Origin of the sequence: Asanoa siamensis (assembly GCF_016862555.1) — a bacterium.
GTDB lineage: Bacteria > Actinomycetota > Actinomycetes > Mycobacteriales > Micromonosporaceae > Asanoa > Asanoa siamensis.
In genome coordinates this window covers 1-17,230 of the sequence record NZ_BONE01000096.1, presented here as the reverse complement: position 1 = coordinate 17,230, position 17,230 = coordinate 1, and the positions used below count along the sequence as shown (strand labels likewise).

General features: G+C 72.1%; 15 protein-coding genes. 11 read left to right on the top strand and 4 right to left on the bottom strand.

What is annotated here, in order from left to right:
- Window positions 1–89 precede the first annotated feature (89 nt).
- The gene (abmR, locus tag Asi02nite_RS35705; RefSeq protein ID WP_203718461.1) at window positions 90–653 is read left to right on the top strand and encodes an ATP-binding transcription factor AbmR; all 564 of its coding nucleotides are present in this window, start codon (window positions 90–92) and stop codon (window positions 651–653) included.
- An 8-nt stretch (window positions 654–661) separates the two neighbouring features.
- A complete protein-coding gene (locus Asi02nite_RS35700) occupies window positions 662–1,129 on the top strand; it encodes an NUDIX hydrolase (RefSeq protein WP_239127494.1) in 468 nt (155 codons plus the stop codon).
- Window positions 1,130–1,248: 119 nt separating this feature from the next.
- On the opposite strand, the gene Asi02nite_RS35695 is transcribed toward Asi02nite_RS35700, so the two are convergent.
- Window positions 1,249–2,688 (bottom strand): aldehyde dehydrogenase family protein, encoded by a 1,440-nt coding sequence (locus Asi02nite_RS35695; protein ID WP_203718459.1) that lies wholly within the window; start codon window positions 2,686–2,688, stop codon window positions 1,249–1,251.
- A 145-nt stretch (window positions 2,689–2,833) separates the two neighbouring features.
- Between Asi02nite_RS35695 and Asi02nite_RS35690 the strand changes: the two genes are divergently transcribed.
- Both Asi02nite_RS35690 and gabT read left to right on the top strand, forming a co-directional pair.
- Complete coding sequence (locus Asi02nite_RS35690) at window positions 2,834–4,270, top strand: gamma-aminobutyraldehyde dehydrogenase (RefSeq protein ID WP_203718458.1); 1,437 nt, start codon at window positions 2,834–2,836, stop codon at window positions 4,268–4,270.
- Window positions 4,270–5,553, top strand: a complete 1,284-nt coding sequence (gene gabT, locus Asi02nite_RS35685) for a 4-aminobutyrate--2-oxoglutarate transaminase (protein ID WP_373312388.1) — start codon at window positions 4,270–4,272, stop codon at window positions 5,551–5,553. Before Asi02nite_RS35690 ends, gabT begins: the two co-directional genes overlap by 1 nt.
- Here gabT and Asi02nite_RS35680 read toward each other — a convergent pair.
- The 3 genes from Asi02nite_RS35680 to Asi02nite_RS35670 are packed head-to-tail and all read right to left on the bottom strand — an operon-like array spanning window position 5,530 to window position 8,941.
- Window positions 5,530–6,303 (bottom strand): bestrophin-like domain, encoded by a 774-nt coding sequence (locus tag Asi02nite_RS35680; RefSeq protein WP_203718456.1) that lies wholly within the window; start codon window positions 6,301–6,303, stop codon window positions 5,530–5,532. The two genes, gabT and Asi02nite_RS35680, sit on opposite strands and share 24 nt — an antisense overlap.
- Complete coding sequence (locus tag Asi02nite_RS35675) at window positions 6,300–7,868, bottom strand: DUF6923 family protein (RefSeq protein WP_203718455.1); 1,569 nt, start codon at window positions 7,866–7,868, stop codon at window positions 6,300–6,302. Before Asi02nite_RS35675 ends, Asi02nite_RS35680 begins: the two co-directional genes overlap by 4 nt.
- Window positions 7,865–8,941, bottom strand: coding sequence for a polyprenyl synthetase family protein (locus tag Asi02nite_RS35670; protein WP_239127492.1), 1,077 nt, complete (start codon window positions 8,939–8,941; stop codon window positions 7,865–7,867). The genes Asi02nite_RS35675 and Asi02nite_RS35670 overlap by 4 nt, the downstream gene beginning before the upstream one ends.
- Before the next feature lie 496 nt (window positions 8,942–9,437).
- Between Asi02nite_RS35670 and Asi02nite_RS35665 the strand changes: the two genes are divergently transcribed.
- The 7 genes from Asi02nite_RS35665 to Asi02nite_RS35635 all read left to right on the top strand — a co-directional run.
- Window positions 9,438–10,376 carry a hypothetical protein gene (locus Asi02nite_RS35665; RefSeq protein ID WP_203718454.1) on the top strand — a complete coding sequence of 313 codons (939 nt, stop codon included), beginning with the start codon at window positions 9,438–9,440 and terminating at the stop codon, window positions 10,374–10,376.
- A 119-nt stretch (window positions 10,377–10,495) separates the two neighbouring features.
- Window positions 10,496–11,881 carry a phosphomannomutase/phosphoglucomutase gene (locus tag Asi02nite_RS35660; RefSeq protein ID WP_203718453.1) on the top strand — a complete coding sequence of 462 codons (1,386 nt, stop codon included), beginning with the start codon at window positions 10,496–10,498 and terminating at the stop codon, window positions 11,879–11,881.
- Window positions 11,882–11,928: 47 nt separating this feature from the next.
- Window positions 11,929–12,129 (top strand): Trm112 family protein, encoded by a 201-nt coding sequence (locus Asi02nite_RS35655; protein ID WP_203718452.1) that lies wholly within the window; start codon window positions 11,929–11,931, stop codon window positions 12,127–12,129.
- Between the two features lie 11 nt (window positions 12,130–12,140).
- Window positions 12,141–13,337, top strand: coding sequence for an SIS domain-containing protein (locus Asi02nite_RS35650; RefSeq protein WP_373312386.1), 1,197 nt, complete (start codon window positions 12,141–12,143; stop codon window positions 13,335–13,337).
- Between the two features lie 10 nt (window positions 13,338–13,347).
- Entirely contained in the window at window positions 13,348–14,313 is a 966-nt protein-coding gene (locus Asi02nite_RS35645; RefSeq protein ID WP_203718450.1) for a cation diffusion facilitator family transporter, read from the top strand.
- Between the two features lie 769 nt (window positions 14,314–15,082).
- Entirely contained in the window at window positions 15,083–16,213 is a 1,131-nt protein-coding gene (manA, locus tag Asi02nite_RS35640; RefSeq protein ID WP_203718449.1) for a mannose-6-phosphate isomerase, class I, read from the top strand.
- 481 nt (window positions 16,214–16,694) lie between these two features.
- Window positions 16,695–17,230 (top strand): adenosylhomocysteinase (locus tag Asi02nite_RS35635; RefSeq protein WP_203718448.1); only part of this gene is annotated, 536 nt, incomplete at its 3' end.

Here is a 17,230-nt window from a genome sequence, read left to right as displayed (position 1 = left end):
AGCTGAGAGCGAACCGCGGGGCTCTGTGCGCCCTCGTGCAAGGGTGTAATGCTGTAATCAAGTAAGCATCGGCACGTGGGAGGTGCGCCATGAGAGGTTTTCGAGGCCCGTGGGAAGCGGGCCCGCGCGGGGGTCGGGCGGAGCCACCACCGGCGGAAGGGCTGGCGGCCTGGGTGACGGGCGCGGTCCCGGACGGCTGGTTCACCGAGCCGCCGAAGGTCACCATCGACCGCGACGAGGTCATGATCATTGGCCGGCTGCCGTCGCCGCAGTTGGCGCAGGACGCGACCGACGCCGACCGGGCGTCGGCGGAGCAGGGCCGGATCGCCCAGCACCGCGAGGACACCCGCGACCAGCGCATCAAGATCGCACAGCAGATCGAGCACCGCTGGCGCCGCAAGGTGAGTTGGGGTGCGGCCTGCGGCGGCACGGAGGCGCTGTTCACGACGTTCTCGGCGCCGGTGATGACCCGCCTGCGCCAGGCGGACCGCCAGGTCCTCGACACGCTGGTCGACGCGGGGGTGGCCCGCAGCCGCTCCGAGGCGCTGGCATGGTGCGTCCGGCTGGTCGGTCAGCACGCCGACGAGTGGCTGGGCGAGTTGCGCGACGCGATGGGCGCGGTCGACGAGCTCCGGCGGCGCGGCCCCGGTTAGCCTGCGACGTGGCCAAACACAGCGCGGGCATCCTGGCGTTCAAGATTGTCGACGGTGAGCCGCGGGTGCTGCTCGTGCATCCGGGCGGACCCTTCTGGGCGCGCAAGGACCTGGGCGCCTGGTCGATCCCCAAGGGTGAGTACGAGGACCCGGTCGATCCGCTCGCGTCCGCGCTGCGGGAGTTGGCGGAGGAGACGACCCTCGTGCTGACGGCCGCGGACTGTGTGCCGCTGGGGTCGGTCAAGCAGAAGGCCGGCAAGGTCGTCTCGGCCTGGGCGGCAGAGGCCGACTTCGACACCAGCCAGCACCGGAGCAACACGTTCGAGATGGAATGGCCACCGCGCTCGGGCACGCTGCGCGAGTTCCCGGAGGTCGACCGCGCCGAATGGTTCGACCTGGCGACGGCGAAGGAGAAGCTGGTGCCGGCCCAGGCGGAGTTCGTCGACCGCCTGGTCGCTCACCTCTCGGCGATCTGACCGCGCGCAACCGCGGACCAGGCAGGGCAGGGCCCCGGGTTTGGGCCCTGCCCGGTGCGCGCGGGAGCGAGCGGTCGTGCCCACCGCGGACGTGCGCAGATCAAGCTGTTGAAGGTCTTCTACAGGTCCAGTCCGGTCAACACCATGACCCGCGGTTCGGTGTAGTCGTCCATGGCGCTGCGCAGCCCCTCGCGGCCGACGCCTGACCCCTTGACGCCGCCGTAGGGCATCTGGTCGGCGCGGTACGACGGCACGTCGCCGACGATCACCCCGCCCACGTCCAGCGTGCGATGGGCCGTGAACGCCGTCCGCAGGTCGCGGGTGAAGACGCCCGCCTGCAGGCCGTACGCGGAGTCGTTGATCGCGGCGAAGCCCGCCGCGTCGTCGGTGACCGGCTCGACCACCAGCACCGGCCCGAACACCTCTTCCCGCGTGACCTTCGCGTCCTTCGGCGCGCGCGACAGCACGGTCGGGGGATAGGTCGCGCCCGCGCGCAGGCCGCCGGCCTCGATCGTCGCGCCGGCCGTGACCGCCTCGTCGACCCACGACTCGACCCGCGTCGCCGCCGCTTCCGAGATCAGCGGGCCCACGTCGGTCGCCTCGTCGAACGGGTCGCCGGTGCGCAGGGCCGACACGGCCGCGACGAGCCGTGGCACGAATCCGTCGTAGACCCACTCGTGCACGAAGACCCGCTGCACCGCGATGCAACTCTGCCCGGCCTGGTAGTTGGAGAACATCGCGATCCGCTCGGCCGCGAAGGTCAGGTCGGCGTCCGCCGTCCAGTCGGCGCAGACCAGCACCGCCGCGTTGCCGCCCAGTTCGAGGGTGACGTGCTTGTCGGGCACGGCCCGGCGGATCGTGGCGCCGACGGGGCCCGATCCGGTGAAGCTGACGACCGGCAGGCGCGGGTCCTCGACCAGCGCGGCAGCCCGGTCGTTGGGCACCGGCAGCACCGAGAACATCCCCGGCGGCAGGTCGGTCTCGGCCAGGATCTCGCCCAGCAGCAGCGCGGTCAGCGGCGTCGCCGGCGCGGGCTTGACCACGATCGGCGCGCCGGCCGCGATCGCCGGAGCGACCTTGTGGGCGACCAGGTTGAGCGGGAAGTTGAACGGCGTGATGCCGAGGACGGGCCCGCGCGGGAACCGGCGCACCACGGCGATCCGGCCGGTCGCGGCCGGGTCGGTGTCGAGGCGCTGCAACTCGCCGGCGAACCGGCGCGCCTCCTCGGCGGCCCAGCGGAACGTCGACACCGCCCGGGTCACCTCGGCGCGCGACCACTTGAGCGGCTTGCCGTTCTCGGCGGTGATCAGTTTGGCGACCTCGTCGGCGCGCTCCTTGAGGCGGGCCGAGACGTGGTCGAGGGCGGCGGCGCGGGCATGTGCGGGCAGGGCCTGCGCGGGGCCCGCCGCGTCGGCCGCCGCGCTGACCGCGCGCTCGACCTGTTCCGGTGTCGCGATGGTGGTCTCACCGACGGCGTGGCCGTCGTAGGGGTGCCGGATCGTCACCGGGTCGGTGCCGTGCTCGGGCCGGCCGGCTACGTAGAACGCGCGCTGGTCCACGGCGCGAGCCTAGCCCAGCGGGCGACCTCGCGGAAACGGTGGCGATACACCTTGTCAGCAACGGATTCGGTCGCGAAGATGGCGTGAGGGTTGCGAATACGACATCCCGTCCGCCAGTACGCCCCCACGCCTGGAGACGCCACCCATGAGCGACAAGCAGCAGCTGCGGAACTTCGTCAACGGTGAGTACGTCGACCCGGTCGACGGCAACCTCAGCGACCTGGTCGACCCGTGCACGGGCGAGGTGTTCGCGCAGGCGCCGATCTCGGGTCCGGCCGATGTGGACCGTGCGATGACCGCAGCCGCGGCGGCGTTCGAGAGCTGGCGCGACGTGACCCCGGCGCAGCGGCAGCTCGCCCTGCTCAAGTTCGCCGACGCGGTCGAGGCGCGGGCCGCCGACCTGGTCGACGCCGAGGTGCGCAACACCGGCAAGCCGCGCCAGCTCACCACCGAGGAGGAGCTGCCGCCCGCCGTCGACGAGCTGCGGTTCTTCGCCGGTGCCGCGCGGATGCTGGAGGGCCGCTCGGCGGGCGAATACCTGGCCGGGCACACGTCGTACGTGCGCCGCGAGCCGCTCGGCGTCGTCGGCCAGGTGACGCCGTGGAACTACCCGCTGATGATGGCCATCTGGAAGATCGCCCCGGCGCTGGCGGCCGGCAACTGCGTCGTGCTCAAGCCGTCCGACACCACGCCGGTCAGCTCGCTGATGCTCGCCGAGATCGCGTCCGAGTTCTTCCCGGCCGGCGTGTTCAACGTGCTCTGCGGCGACCGGGACACCGGCCGGGCGCTGGTCTCCCACCCCGTACCCCAGCTCGTCTCGATCACCGGCTCGACCCGCGCGGGCAAGGAGGTCGCCGCGGCGGCCGCGCCCGACCTCAAGCGCACCCATCTCGAGCTCGGCGGCAAGGCGCCGGTCGTGCTCTTCGACGACGCCGACGTGGCCGCGGCGGCCGAGGCGATCGCGGTCGGCGGCTACTTCAACGCGGGCCAGGACTGCACGGCGGCGACCCGGGTGCTGGCCGGCCCGCTCGTGCACGACGACTTCCTCGCCGCGCTGGTCGAGCAGGCCCGCGGCACGAAGACGGGCGGGCCCGACGAGGAGGACGTGCTCTACGGCCCGCTCAACAACGCCAACCAGCTCGGCCGGGTCACCGGGTTCGTCGACCGGCTGCCCGACCACGCGTCGCTCGAGGTCGGGGGAGCGCGGGTGGGGGAGCGCGGCTTCTTCTACGCGCCGACGGTGGTGTCCGGCGTCCTTCAGCAGGACGAGATCATCCAGGACGAGGTGTTCGGTCCGGTGATCACCGTGCAGCGGTTCACGGACGAGGACGAGGCGGTCCGCTGGGCCAACGGCGTCGAATACGGGTTGTCCGCGTCGGTCTGGACCCGGGACCATGGGCGGGCGATGCGGATGACCCGCCGCCTCGATTTCGGGTGCGTCTGGGTCAACACGCACATCCCGTTCGTTTCCGAGATGCCGCACGGCGGCTTCAAGCACTCGGGGCACGGCAAGGACCTGTCGGTCTACAGCCTCGAGGACTACACCCGGGTCAAGCACGTGATGCACAACCTGGAGGGGTGATGGCCTCGCTCGACCTGCACAAGCGACGGACCGCGGCGGTGGCCCGCGGGGTCAGCTCGACGATCAGCTCCTATGTGGACCACGCGAGCGGCGGTACGCTGACCGACGTCGACGGCAACGAGTGGATCGACTTCGCGTCGGGCATCGCGGTGACCTCGGTCGGCAACGCGGCCCCGCGGGTGGTCGCGGCGGTGCGCGAGCAGGTCGAGCGGTTCACCCACACGTGCTTCATGGTCGCGCCGTACGAGCTGTACGTCTCGGTCTGCGAAACGCTCAACACGCTGACGCCGGGCGACTTCGAGAAGCGTTCGATGCTCGTCAACTCGGGCGCCGAGGCTGTGGAGAACGCCGTGAAAATCGCCCGGCACGCGACCGGGCGGACAGCCGTGGTGGTCTTCGACCACGCCTACCACGGCCGGACCAACCTGACCATGGCGCTGACCGCGAAGAACATGCCCTACAAGCACCGCTTCGGGCCGTTCGCGGGCGAGGTCTACCGGGTGCCGATGTCGTATCCGCTGCGGGACGGCGGGCTCTCGGGCGCCGACGCGGCCGCCCGCGCGATCGACATGATCAACGCGCAGATCGGCGCGACCAACGTCGCGGCGGTGCTGATCGAGCCGATCCAGGGCGAGGGCGGCTTCGTCGTGCCTGCCCCCGGGTTCCTGCCGGCCCTGGCGGCGTGGGCCCGCGAGGCGGGCGCGGTGTTCATCGCCGACGAGATCCAGACCGGTTTCTGCCGTACGGGCGACTGGTTCGCCTCGTCGTTCGAGGGTGTCGTGCCCGACCTGATGACGCTCGCCAAGGGGATCGCGGGCGGGCTGCCGCTGGGCGCGGTCACCGGGCGGGCCGACATCATGGACGCGGTGCATCCCGGCGGTCTCGGCGGCACCTACGGCGGCAACCCGCTGGCCTGCGCGGCGGCGCTCGCCTCGGTCGAGACGATGCGCGAGCTCGACCTGGTGACCGCGGCCCGGCGGATCGGGCTGACGCTCGGCGGGCGGCTGCGCGATCTGGTGGCTTCGGACCCGCGGATCGCAGAGGTCCGCGGCCGCGGCGCGATGCAGGCGATCGAGATCGTGCAGCCCGGCACGCTGCTGCCCGACCCGGTGACCACCAGCGCGATCTCGGCGGAGTGCCACCTGCGCGGGCTGCTCACGCTGACCTGCGGCACCTACGGCAACGTGCTGCGGTTCCTGCCGCCGCTGGTGATCGACGACCGCGCGCTTGAGCGGGGCCTCGACACGCTGGCGGCGGCGCTAGAGGCCGTCCGCGCCGCGTAGCGTCTCGAGCGCGGCGCGCAGCGAGTCGGGGTCGACGGCGAAGCCGCGGCTGTAGGGCAGCTCGACCTGGTAGAGCACGAAGAGCATCAGGGCGACCATGCCGCCGAGCGCGGCGAACATGAGGCCGTTGGGCACCGTTCTGCGCAGGCCGAACAGATAGAGGAAGCCGACGCTGATGACGGCGCCGCCGAGCAGGATCGGCCAGAGCGGTGCCGGCATCGTCGAGTCGGCGTCGCCGATCCGGGCGCGGCGGGCGGTGGCGGCGGAGCTGACCTGGTTGGCCAGCATCTGGTGCGCGGCCTGCTCGGTGTCGGTGACAGGACGGACGCCGTCGACCCGCTCGCGCAGCTCGGTCGAGAGGGTCTCTGCGGTCAACGTGCCGGAGTGGCTCGCGCGCAGGTGGTCCCACTCGGTGCCGCTGGCGAGCTGGAGATAGCCGATGATCAGGCCGTGCACCTCGTCGCGGTCGGCGGGGGCCAGCCGGTTGGCCGACCAGTAGGCCTCGATGAGACTGCTTGCCTCCGCCTCGGTGTTGGTGGCGACGTCGGCGCGCGGCTCCCAGACGGCGATGGCGGCGATCGCGATGAGGATGGCGTACACCATGCCGATCGTGGAGTAGACCGTGCCGGCCGCGTCCCCGTCGGCGACCCGCCAGCGCCGCGGCACGTAGCGGGACACCACCGTGAACCCGACGACGGACGCGAGGGCCGCGGCGAGCACCACGGCGATCCCGGCGAGCAACGTGTTCATTGACTACCTCTTTTGGCGGCCGCCCGGGCGGCGACGGAGGCGGCGGGCACGAGCAGGCCGACGAAGACGGACCAGGTGAGGGGGAGGCCGTCCTTCTCGCGCGGGGTGCCGCCGGTGATGGCGTGGTTGCGGCGGTCGTGGGCGACGGCCACGGGTTGCGGTGGTGCGCCGGGGTCGGGCACTGCCGGGAGGTCGCCGCCGGCGGGTCCGGCGAGATTGCGTACGTCCGTTTTGTCGCCGGCCTGCGGCGCGCGGACCTGGATCGGGTGGTCCTCGACCTCGCCGCTGCCGCCGGGCCCGGTCGGGCGCGGTGCTGTTTTGTCGTAGCCGAGCGGGCCGCCGTAGAGCCGGATCCGCAGCATGGCTGTCTTGTTGGCTTTCTTTGTCGTGCGCCACGGCCAGGCCAGGGTGACGCTCTTGGTGCCGGGCCGCACCGTGGCGGTGGCGAGGTCGGCCTGGTCGAAGCGGCCGTTGCCGTCGAGGTCGTGCCAGGCGGCGAGCATCGCGTTGTGGCGGGTGGTGTTCCGGACGGTGACCGTTATCCGCAGCTTGCCGCCACGGGTGACCGTCGGGGGCTGGGCGAGGGCGTCATCGTGATCGGTCCGGCGGGCGTCGTCGTCGGCGGTGATCGCGCGCCCGAGGGTGAGGTCGGTGCTGACCGGGTGGCGCGGCCCGTCGTCGGCGCGCCTGGTGGGGTAGGGCGTGGGCGCGTCGCCGTAGTCCCAGCCGGCGGGGCAGCTGGTGGCGTCGGAGCTGGTCGCCGGGCCGCCCGCCGGGGTTGAGGTGACGGCGCGGTCGAGGTCGGCGAGCGTCAGGCGGTAGATCCGGCCGCTCCGGTCGTGCAGGGCATGCAACGTCCCTTGTGGATCGACGGCGACGGCGCCGAAGCTGCCGAGCACGGGCAGCCCGGGTGGCGTGGCCAGGACGGTGGAGTTGCCGGTGCGTGGGTCGATCGCGACGACTTGGGCGGGCGGCCCGGCGACGATCGTGTAGAGCCGGCCGTCGACGGGGTTGAGGTCCCAGTCGGCGATCCTGGGCGCGAGCAGGACGTCGGCGCCGGGCCCGGCCAGTTTGCGCCGGGAGACTTCCTGGAGTGCGGGCATGCGATAGGTGACGATCTCGCCGCCGGTCCGCACGATCCAGTGATCTTCACTGCCGGCCGCGGCCGCGGTGGCGGTCCCGGTGACGGAACTGATCAGATCGACGCGGCGCAGGGCCGAGGGCAACGGCGCGCGGCTCCGCACTGTGCCGGCCTGGTCGAAGCTGATGACCCTCTCGCCGCTGATCGCCCAGAAGGCCTGGGTAGCCGGCACGTAAGCGACCGCGTCGAGCGGCGCGTCGAACCGACTGACGGGTTCGGCGGTGCCTTGGTCGACCCGCACGAGGGTGCGGTCGCGCACGAGGTAGACGGCGTTGTAGCAACCGGGCGCCGGCGCATCCGCGTTGGTCGCCGCACTCGCCGGCGGCGCGGCGAGGGACAGCAACACGAGCAGGAACATGGCGATGCCCACACCCCGACCCGTGGCCGTGCCGGTTGGCAGGGCCTTGTTCTGGCCGTTCCTCACCGGTCCCGGTCACCGACCAGCCGGGCGATCGTGCGGAGGTCCTGGCGGCGTTCGGCGGTGATGCCAGGCTCGAGTTGGTCCAGCGCCGCGCGTACGTGGCGTTGCGCCTCCGTGCGGCACCAGTCCTGCCAGCCATCGGCCTCCAAGCTGTCGGCGAGCTCACCCACCTCCACATCGGACAGCTCGTGCTTCGCCGCGTACGCCTCGGTGATCCAGGCCGCGCTGGGCGAGCCGGCGGCGAGCGCCGCGACGACCGGAAGCGAGCGCTTGCGGTGGCGGAGGTCGGAGTGGGCCGGCTTGCCGGTCGCGTCGGCACCGCCCCAGATGCCGAGCAGGTCGTCGGTCAGTTGGAAGGCCAGGCCCAACTCCGCGCCGTAGCCCCGCAGCGCGGCGATCTGCGCCGGCGTGCCGCCGCCGAACAGGCCGCCCAGGCCCGCGGCACACTCCAGCAGCGAGCCGGTCTTGCGGCGGGCCATCCTGATGCACTCGTCGAGGCTGACGTCGTCGCGCCGGTCGAAGGTCACGTCGTCGGCCTGGCCCTCGACCAGTTGGCCGACGGTGGCGCCGAGCATGCGGGCGGCGGTCGGCGCCGCCGGGTGGGCGGCCGCGGCCAGCACGTCGAAGGCGAGGGCGAGCAGGGCGTCGCCGGCCAGGATGGCGGCGCCCGTGCCGAACGTCTTCCACACCGTCGGCCGGTGGCGGCGCAGGCCGTCGCCGTCGAGCACGTCGTCGTGCAGCAGCGTGAAGTTGTGGACGAGCTCGACCGCGACGGCGGCCGGGATCGCCGCGGGTACGGCCGCCACCGCCGCCATGCCGACCGGCGTGCCGCCCACCGCCTCGGCCGCCACCAGTGTCAGGGCCGGGCGCAGCGCCTTGCCCGCCGTGCCCGGGCGGTCGTTGCCCTGGCTGTCCCACCACCCGAAGTGGTAGCCGACGGCGCGCCGCGTCACCGGCGGCAGGCTGTCGACCGCCGACCGTAGCGCCGGCTCGGTGACGGTGCGCGCCCGTTCGAACACACCCGACCCACGGCGCGGTGCCGGGATCGCGGACCGGTTGCCGAGAGTCACCGTCACGTCCGCACCGTCCAATCTGCACAGAAGGCCTGGCTGGGCACATAAGATCAGCTGGCCCGCGTGCACGCCAAGACCCCGTACGCGGGCTTGACCTGGGGTTTCACCCGTCAGGTGGGCCGGCTTCCGGTTCAACGCGCGGCGGTGGCCGGGGGACGCGGGCGCCCACCGGAAACTTCGCCTCCGCGGGACAGCATCGATCTATCTCGCGCGGTATCGTCGGCGCGACTGACGGTGATCCCTGCCTGTCAGGGTGGGAATAGGTGGCGATGGTCCAAGCGGCGGGCCACGTGTGGCGAATCGATCCACGATGGACGCAGCCGCAACAGCGACGGACCGCCACCGCCGGATAACTGATCGTGGCGTCAGGAAGATGACAACGCGTGCTGTCGCCGGCCCGCTACGCATCGTCGATCCCGAAGCCTTCTCCGGTGGGGGTGTCAAGGAGCAACAGGTAGCGTGTCGCCCGAGCGGGGGAACCAAGACACGGGAGATGGTGATGATGGTGGGTCGGCGCGGCGGGCGTCGGGCGGCGGCTGTGTTGGCGATCGGTGTCGGCCTGGTCGGCGCGATCGGCGTAGGACTCGTGGTCTCCGCCGGTCCCGCGAGCGCGGCGGACGAGCGGATCGACCTGCGGGCGACGCGCACCTTCACCCCCGGCGGCGCACCCGGTTCGGCCTCGGTCAGCGTGACCCGCCGGGACCGCGGCTGCATCACCGTGCGTACCGGTCTCGGCATCCGGCTCGCCAACGGCATGAGCCCCGACCAGGTGCGGGTCGAGACGTTGACCCGGGGCCAGTGGCGCTCGGTCATCGTCGCCGGTGCCGGCAACGGTGCGGTGGTCACCGAACGGACCGCTCCGGACCGCTCGACGATCTGCGACCGGCAGACGACGGCCGGCCGGTATCGGGTCAGCTTCGCCAAGGGCACTCCCGGCGGCAGCGTGACGCTCACCGGCCAGGTCTTCAACGGGCGTGGCGAACTGCTCGGCAGTGAGTCGGCGTCGGCCCGGGTCAACGGTGTGCGGGCCACGCCGACCAGAACGCCCAGCCGCACGAAGAGCCCGACGGCCAAGCCGGTGGCCACCGTGGATCCCGAGACGGTGGTGCCGTTCGACGACCCGGCCAAGAGTCCGGTGGCCCTGGGCGTGCCGACGCCCCATGACTCGGGCGACAGCGGCTTTCTCGGGATGAGCGGGTTGGTCATGGTCGGCGGGCTGGTGCTCGTCGGCGTCGGCGCCGGCCTGATCGTCTTCCTGGTGCGCCAACTGCGCGCCGACCGGGCCGGCAAGGGAGCAGCTCCGGACACCGGCCGGCACTCGGCGACCGGCGGTCGGATGGTGAACGACGCGCAGACCATGTTCCTGCCTCCTATGCGTCCCGCGGCTGGACCGGGTCCGGACCAACCGACGGTGATCCTGCCGCGCGTCGAGGACTGATTCCGGAGTTATCCACAGCCCTTCGGTTATCCACAGGCGCGAGAGCCTTCAGGGCCCGGGCGGACGTGCTCCGTTACGCTCGGCGGCGATACGCTGGCATCGTCCAAGGAGCGAGTGCATTGTCCGACCTGTCCCAGATCGTCAAGGCCTATGACATCCGCGGAGTCGTCCCGGACCAGTGGGACGAGCGAGCCGCGGCAGCACTCGGTGCGGGCTTCGCACAGTTCCTCAAGTTCAGCAAGACGGGCGCCACCAGCGTCGTCATCGCCCACGACATGCGCGCGTCCTCGCCCGACCTGGCGGCCGCCTTCGGCCGCGGCGTGCTGGGCGAGGGCCTCGGCGTGATCGAGGCCGGCCTCGGCTCCACCGACATGCTCTATTTCGCGGCCGGCTCCCTCGACCTGCCCGGCGCGATGTTCACCGCCAGCCACAACCCCGCCCAATACAACGGCATTAAGCTGTGCCTCGCCGGCGCCAAGCCGGTCGGCCAGCAGACCGGGCTCGTCGAGATCCGCGACAACGCCCAGCGCATCCTCGACGGCGCCGCCCCGCAGCCGGCCCCGGCGCCCGGTGCCGCGCCGGAGCGCCGCGACCTGCTCACCGACTACGCCCGCCACCTGCGCACGCTGGTCGACCTGCGCGGCATCCGGCCGCTCAAGGTGGTCGTCGACGCGGGCAACGGCATGGGCGGCTACACGGTCCCGGCTGTCCTGGGCGACGCGGCGCTCGACGCCCTCCCGCTCACGATCGTCCCGCTCTACTTCGAGCTCGACGGCAGCTTCCCCAACCACGAGGCCAACCCGCTGGAGCCGAAGAACCTGGTCGACCTGCAGCACGCCGTCGTGCAGCACGGCGCCGACCTCGGGCTCGCCTTCGACGGCGACGCCGACCGCTGCTTCGTGATCGACGAACGGGGCGAGCCGGTCAGCCCGAGCGCGATCACCGCCCTGGTCGCGGCCCGCGAGCTGGCCAAGCACCCCGGCGACACGATCATCTACAACCTGATCACGTCGACCGCCGTCCCCGAGATCATCAAGGAGAACGGCGGCACCCCGGTCCGGGCCCGGGTCGGGCACTCGTTCATCAAGTCGGAGATGGCACGCACCAACGCCGTCTTCGGCGGCGAGCACTCGGCGCACTACTACTTCCGCGAGTTCTGGTTCGCCGACACCGGCATGCTGGCCGCGATGCACGTCCTCGCCGCGCTCGGCGGCCAGCCTGAGCCGCTGTCCCGGTTGGGCAGCGCCTTCGAGCGCTACGTCGCGTCCGGCGAGATCAACTCGACGGTCCAGGACCAGGGCGCGAAGCAGCAGGAGGTACGCGCGGCCTACCCCGACGCCGAGGTCGACGAGCTCGACGGCCTGACGCTGACCTTCCCCGACGGCGCCTGGCTCAACCTGCGCGCCTCCAACACCGAGCCGTTGCTGCGCCTCAACGTCGAGGCGCCGACCGCTACGCGCATGGCTGAACTCCGTGACGAGGCCCTCGGCCTCATCCGCCGCTAAGATCGTCGCCGGACGGCCCGCCGCCCGCCTGGAGGAAGGACCGCACGATGGCCCTGGATCAGCAGTTGCTGGACATTCTCGCCTGTCCCGACACGCACCACGCGCCGCTCACCTACGACGCGGAGGCGCAGACGCTGACGTGCACCGAGTGCCGCCGGGTGTTCGAGATCCGCGACGACATCCCGATCCTGCTGCTCGACGAGGCGCGCCAGCCGGGCTCGGCCGAGGAGCAGGGGCAGGCACGCTGATGGAATCCCCGGTGGGTGGCGCCGCTGGCCTGCGTGGCCAGCGGGTGGCCGACGAGGCCCTGCTCGACAACCAGGACGCCATGGCGGAAAACGACCCGGGCGGCATGCTGCGCATGACGGCGTCCGCCGGGGCCCAGGTCCGTGAGTCCGCGGCCCTGGCCGCCGAGGTCAACCTCCGTGCGCTCGAGGACGACGGGCTGCCCCGCGCCGTGGTGATCGCCGGCGCCGGCACGGCCGCCCGCACCGGCGAGATCCTCGCGATGGCCGCCGGCCCGCGATCCCGCGCGCCTGTCATCGCCCACCGCAGCGCCGCCCTGCCCGGCTGGGTCGGCGCAGCCGACGTCGTGATCGCGATCAGCGCGTCCGGTCACAGCCCCGAGGCGCTGGCCGCCGCCGAGGCCGCCTCCCGGCGCGGCGCGCGCCTGGTCGGCATCGGCGCGCCCGACTCCGAGCTCCAGTCGGTCGTCGAGCGGGCCCGCTCCCCGTTCATCCCGGTCCCGCGCCGGGCACCGGCCCGCGCGAGCCTCTGGGCGCTCACGGTTCCGGTGCTGCTCGCCGCCCGTACGCTCGGGTTGGTCAAGGTCAACGAGGCCGACTTCGCCGAGACCGCGACCCGGCTCGACGCCGACGCCGAGCGCTGCCGCCCCAATGCCGAGTCGTTCGTCAACCCGGCCAAGTCGCTGGCGCTCGGGCTGGCCGGCTCCGTCCCGATCGTCTGGGGCTCGTCGCCGCTGGCGACCGTGGCCGCGCGGCGGTTCGCCGACACGCTGTCGGCCAACGCCCGCTACCCGGTGGTGGCCGGCGCGCTCGGCGAGGCCGGTCGTGGCCGCGTGGGCCTGCTCGACGGCGTCTTCGGCGGCCTGGTGGAGTCCGACCGCGACATCTTCGCCGACCCCTTCGACGACGAGGATCAGCAGTCGAGCCGGCTGCGGGTGGTGCTGCTACGCGACGGCGGCCTCAATGCCGACGACGACACCGACGAGCCCTTCGCGGTCGAGGAGCGGCGCGCCGACGCGATCCAGACCCTGGCCGAGCGGCGCGGCGTGCGCTGCGACGTGATCACGGCCGAGGGCGGCTCGTCGCTCGAGCGGTTGGCGTCCCTCGTCGCGGTGCCCGACTTCGCCTCGGTCTATCTGGCGCTGGCGCACGGTCTGGATCCGATGGCGGTTCCCGCCGTCTCGGAGATGAAGGAGCTGTCCAACCCATGAGAGCAGCGGCATGAGCGCCGGCGGCGGCACGAAGGCCATCGTCGCGGCCCTTGCCGCCAACCTCGGCATCGCGGTCACCAAGTTCCTGGCGTTCGTCCTCACCGGTTCGTCGTCGATGCTCGCCGAGGCGATCCACTCGGTCGCCGACTCGGGCAACCAGGGGCTGCTGCTGCTCGGCGGCCGCCGCTCGACGCGCAAGGCAACACCGCAGCACCCCTTCGGGTACGGGCGTGAGCGCTACATCTACGCCTTCATCGTCTCGATCATCCTGTTCAGCGTCGGCGGCCTGTTCGCGCTCTACGAGGCGTGGCACAAGTGGCAGGAGCGCCACGGCATCGACGAGTGGCAGTGGGTCCCGGTCACGGTGCTGGTCATCGCGATCGTCCTCGAGTCGTTCTCGCTGCGCACGGCGGTCCGCGAGTCCAACATGGTCCGCGGCAAGGCCTCGTGGGTGCGTTTCGTTCGCAGGGCGAAGGCACCAGAACTCCCGGTCGTGCTCCTGGAGGACACCGGCGCCCTGCTCGGCCTGGTCTTCGCCCTGTTCGGCGTCTCGATGACCCTGGCCACCGGCGAGGGCCGCTGGGACGCGGTCGGCACCGCGATGATCGGCCTGCTCCTGGTGACGATCGCCGTGATCCTGGCGATCGAGACCAAGAGCCTGCTCCTGGGCGAGGGCGCCAGCCCGGAAAACGTCCGAACGATCGAAAAGTCCCTGGTAGGCGACGGCATCGACCGCGTCATCCACATGAAGACGCTGCGCCTGGGCCCCGAGGAACTCCTGGTCGCGGCGAAGATCGCCGTAACACCCAACGCCACCGCGGAGGAGGTGGCACGCGCGATCGACGGCGCGGAGGCCCGGGTCCGCGAGGCGGTCCCGATCGCCCGGGTCATCTACCTGGAGCCCGACATCTACAGCGCCAGCGCCGCCGCCACCGACACCAGCGCCACCACCGAAACGGCCGAAGCCCCCCATTGACCCGGCGGCGACGTCGCGTCAGCCCATCCCGGCACCGCCGGGTAGAGCCCGAGGCCAGGTCGCAGTGACGGCGTGCGGGGATGTCGCGGTGGCGCCAGCGCCGCGACGGCGGCGACTGTCGATGTCGGGGCCGGAAGTGTTTCGGTGGGCGGTCGGCGAGGTCATCGGGACGGCCCCTCGAACAGGGACAGCAGAGATGTCGTGTCGCCGCTACGGACGGCGGCGGAGCCCGCCACCGGCCGTAGGTAGCCATGCCGCAGTAGCGGCGCGGCGCCTTGGGGTCCCTGCAGTCGGGATGTCGTGCCGCCGGCCACGCCGGGCAGCGGCTGCGGGGAGGTCGTGCTGGTGGCACGGATGGCGGCGGCGCAACCAAGCGGCGGCCCCAGCGATCTCGCTGTAGGGGCAGCGACGTCGGGCCCGGCCGTGGGGATCCATGCTGCCGACCGCGCCGACCGGCCGCCCTGATGAGCCAGGTCGACCAAGAAATATGGGGCGACGCCGAGCACCGCAGGCCGGAATGTCGCTTCACGGCAAGAACCACGACCCGGCTGCGGACAATTCCCCCGGACGGCGCATCCCGCCACGACCGCCGGGCGTCTCACGCGTGGGCCCGGTGCGGGATCATGTCGTATGCGTCACCGTGGCGTGCGCCCCCGACGAACCACCACCCGGCCGACCGGGATGATCCGTGGGAGCCCCCGCCGCGGCGGAACCACCGACAGCGGAGAGCAAGCGCTGACAGACACCGCCTACCCCGGGACCGGCCACTGTGGAATTACTAGACAGCCCCATCCGCGACTACGCCTGGGGGTCGCGTACGGTCATCGCGCGCCTACAAGGTCGGTCCGTGCCGACCGCAGGGCCCGAGGCCGAGCTGTGGGTCGGTGCCCATCCCGCCGCACCCTCGACACTGGACGGTGAAGACGGGCCCGTCAGCCTGGCCGAGACCATCGCCGCCGCGCCGATCGGGTGGCTGGGCCGCGACGCCGCCGCGCGGTTCGGGGCGAAGTTGCCCTTTCTGCTCAAGCTGCTCGCCGCCGACGCGCCCTTGTCGTTGCAGGCCCACCCCGACCGCGAGCGGGCACAGGAGCGGTTCACCGCCGGCGACCCCAACTACGTCGACGCCAACCACAAACCCGAGTTGCTCGTCGCGATCGAGCCCTTCGACGCCCTCTGCGGCTTCCGCGACCCGAAGACCTCCGCCGACGCGCTCGAGGCGCTCGGGGGTGAGCCGCTCGCCGCGATCACCGCGCACCTGCGCCGTGGGCAGCTCGCCGATGCCGTCGAGCTGTTGCTGACCTGGCCCGGCAAGGGCGCCGATCTCGTCAGCCTGGTCACCAAAGGCGACGGCGTCACACAGCGGTTCAGCGCCGACCTCGCCCTGGTACGCCGCCTCGCCGCCCACTACCCGAACGACCCCGGCGTACTCGTCGCCCTCCTGCTCAACCCCGTCCGGCTCGCGCCCGGCGAGGCCGTCTGGATGCCCGCCGGCAACCTGCACTCCTACCTCAGCGGCACCGGCGTCGAGATCATGGCCGCCAGCGACAACGTCCTCCGCGGCGGGCTGACCCCGAAACGGGTCGACGTCGCCGAACTACTCCAGGTGCTCCGGTTCGAGGTGCTCGCCGACCCCGTGGTCAAGCCCGTCGAGGTCGCCCCCGGCATCTCCACCTGGCCCGTACCCGTCGACGACTTCGCCCTCCACCGCATCACCAGCCCCACCCAACTCACCCTCGACGGCCCCGTGCTCGCCCTCTGCGTCGCCGGCGAGGTCACCATCGGCGACGCCACCGGCGTGGTCTCGCTCACGCCCGGCCGGGCCGGCGTGGGCCCCGCGGGCGCCGGGCCGCTCATGATCGCCGGTGAAGGTGAGGTGTTCGTCGCCTCGCTGGGCCGGTGAGACCGACAACGACCACAAGAGAAACACCAGCCACGACGTCGAAGGCCAACCCCGCACGCCCGAACCGCGCCGCCATCAGAAGACAGATCAGGAAATATCCGCATTCTCTTGACAGAGGCGATCGCTTGGTGTGACTCTATAACCACGCAGCGTTATCGCGACGAAGGTCCGAGTCACGCGCGGGGGAACCAAACCGGGGGGATGCACGGGGCGGTGTGGGGTCGAGCGGTTCATCCGCCGACTACCCACCGCCCCGTGCGCTATGCGCGGACGGGGGTCCCGGTTCGGCCAGGCCCGCAACTCGAAGCCTTCGCACGGAAGCGACCAACCAGGCATAACGCCAAACCGGTCGCGACCGGACCGGGATAACGCTGCTCCGCGCGCCAAGGGGAAGCACAGCCCCCGGCAACCCACCGCGTAAGCTCGATGGTCGCGATCAGCCGCAGAACCCAGCAGGGACCGCGACCGACTAGGAGCCTTCATGACCAGCACCCTTCCGGCGCACGGCGCGTCGACCGGGGACCGTCCGCGCACCCTCGCCGAGGGCGACTTCAAGGTGGCGGACCTGAGCCTCGCCGCCTTCGGCCGCAAGGAGATCCAGCTCGCCGAGCACGAGATGCCCGGCCTGATGTCGCTCCGGCGCGAGTTCGCCGCGACGCAGCCGCTGAAGGGCGCCCGCATCACCGGGTCGCTGCACATGACCATCCAGACCGCGGTGCTCATCGAGACCCTCACCGCGCTCGGCGCGCAGGTCCGCTGGGCGTCCTGCAACATCTTCTCGACCCAGGACCACGCCGCCGCCGCGATCGTCGTCGGCCCCGACGGCACGCCCGAGGCCCCCAACGGCGTCCCGGTCTACGCCTGGAAGGGCGAGACCCTCGAGGAGTACTGGTGGTGCACCGAGCAGGTGCTCCTCTGGCCCGACGCCGAGGGCGGCCCCAACATGATTCTCGACGACGGCGGTGACGCCACGCTGCTCGTCCACAAGGGCGCCGAGTTCGAGGGCCTGGGCGCGGT

What these genes read in the sequence shown, in the direction of transcription:
- abmR (WP_203718461.1), top strand. Translation starts at nt 90, where the DNA reads ATGAGAGGTTTTCGAGGCCCGTGGGAAGCGGGCCCGCGCGGGGGTCGG.
- Asi02nite_RS35690 (WP_203718458.1), top strand. Translation starts at nt 2,834, where the DNA reads ATGAGCGACAAGCAGCAGCTGCGGAACTTCGTCAACGGTGAGTACGTC.
- gabT (WP_373312388.1), top strand. Translation starts at nt 4,270, where the DNA reads ATGGCCTCGCTCGACCTGCACAAGCGACGGACCGCGGCGGTGGCCCGC.
- Asi02nite_RS35680 (WP_203718456.1), bottom strand. Translation starts at nt 6,303, where the DNA reads ATGAACACGTTGCTCGCCGGGATCGCCGTGGTGCTCGCCGCGGCCCTC.
- Asi02nite_RS35665 (WP_203718454.1), top strand. Translation starts at nt 9,438, where the DNA reads ATGATGGTGGGTCGGCGCGGCGGGCGTCGGGCGGCGGCTGTGTTGGCG.
- Asi02nite_RS35655 (WP_203718452.1), top strand. Translation starts at nt 11,929, where the DNA reads ATGGCCCTGGATCAGCAGTTGCTGGACATTCTCGCCTGTCCCGACACG.
- Asi02nite_RS35645 (WP_203718450.1), top strand. Translation starts at nt 13,348, where the DNA reads ATGAGCGCCGGCGGCGGCACGAAGGCCATCGTCGCGGCCCTTGCCGCC.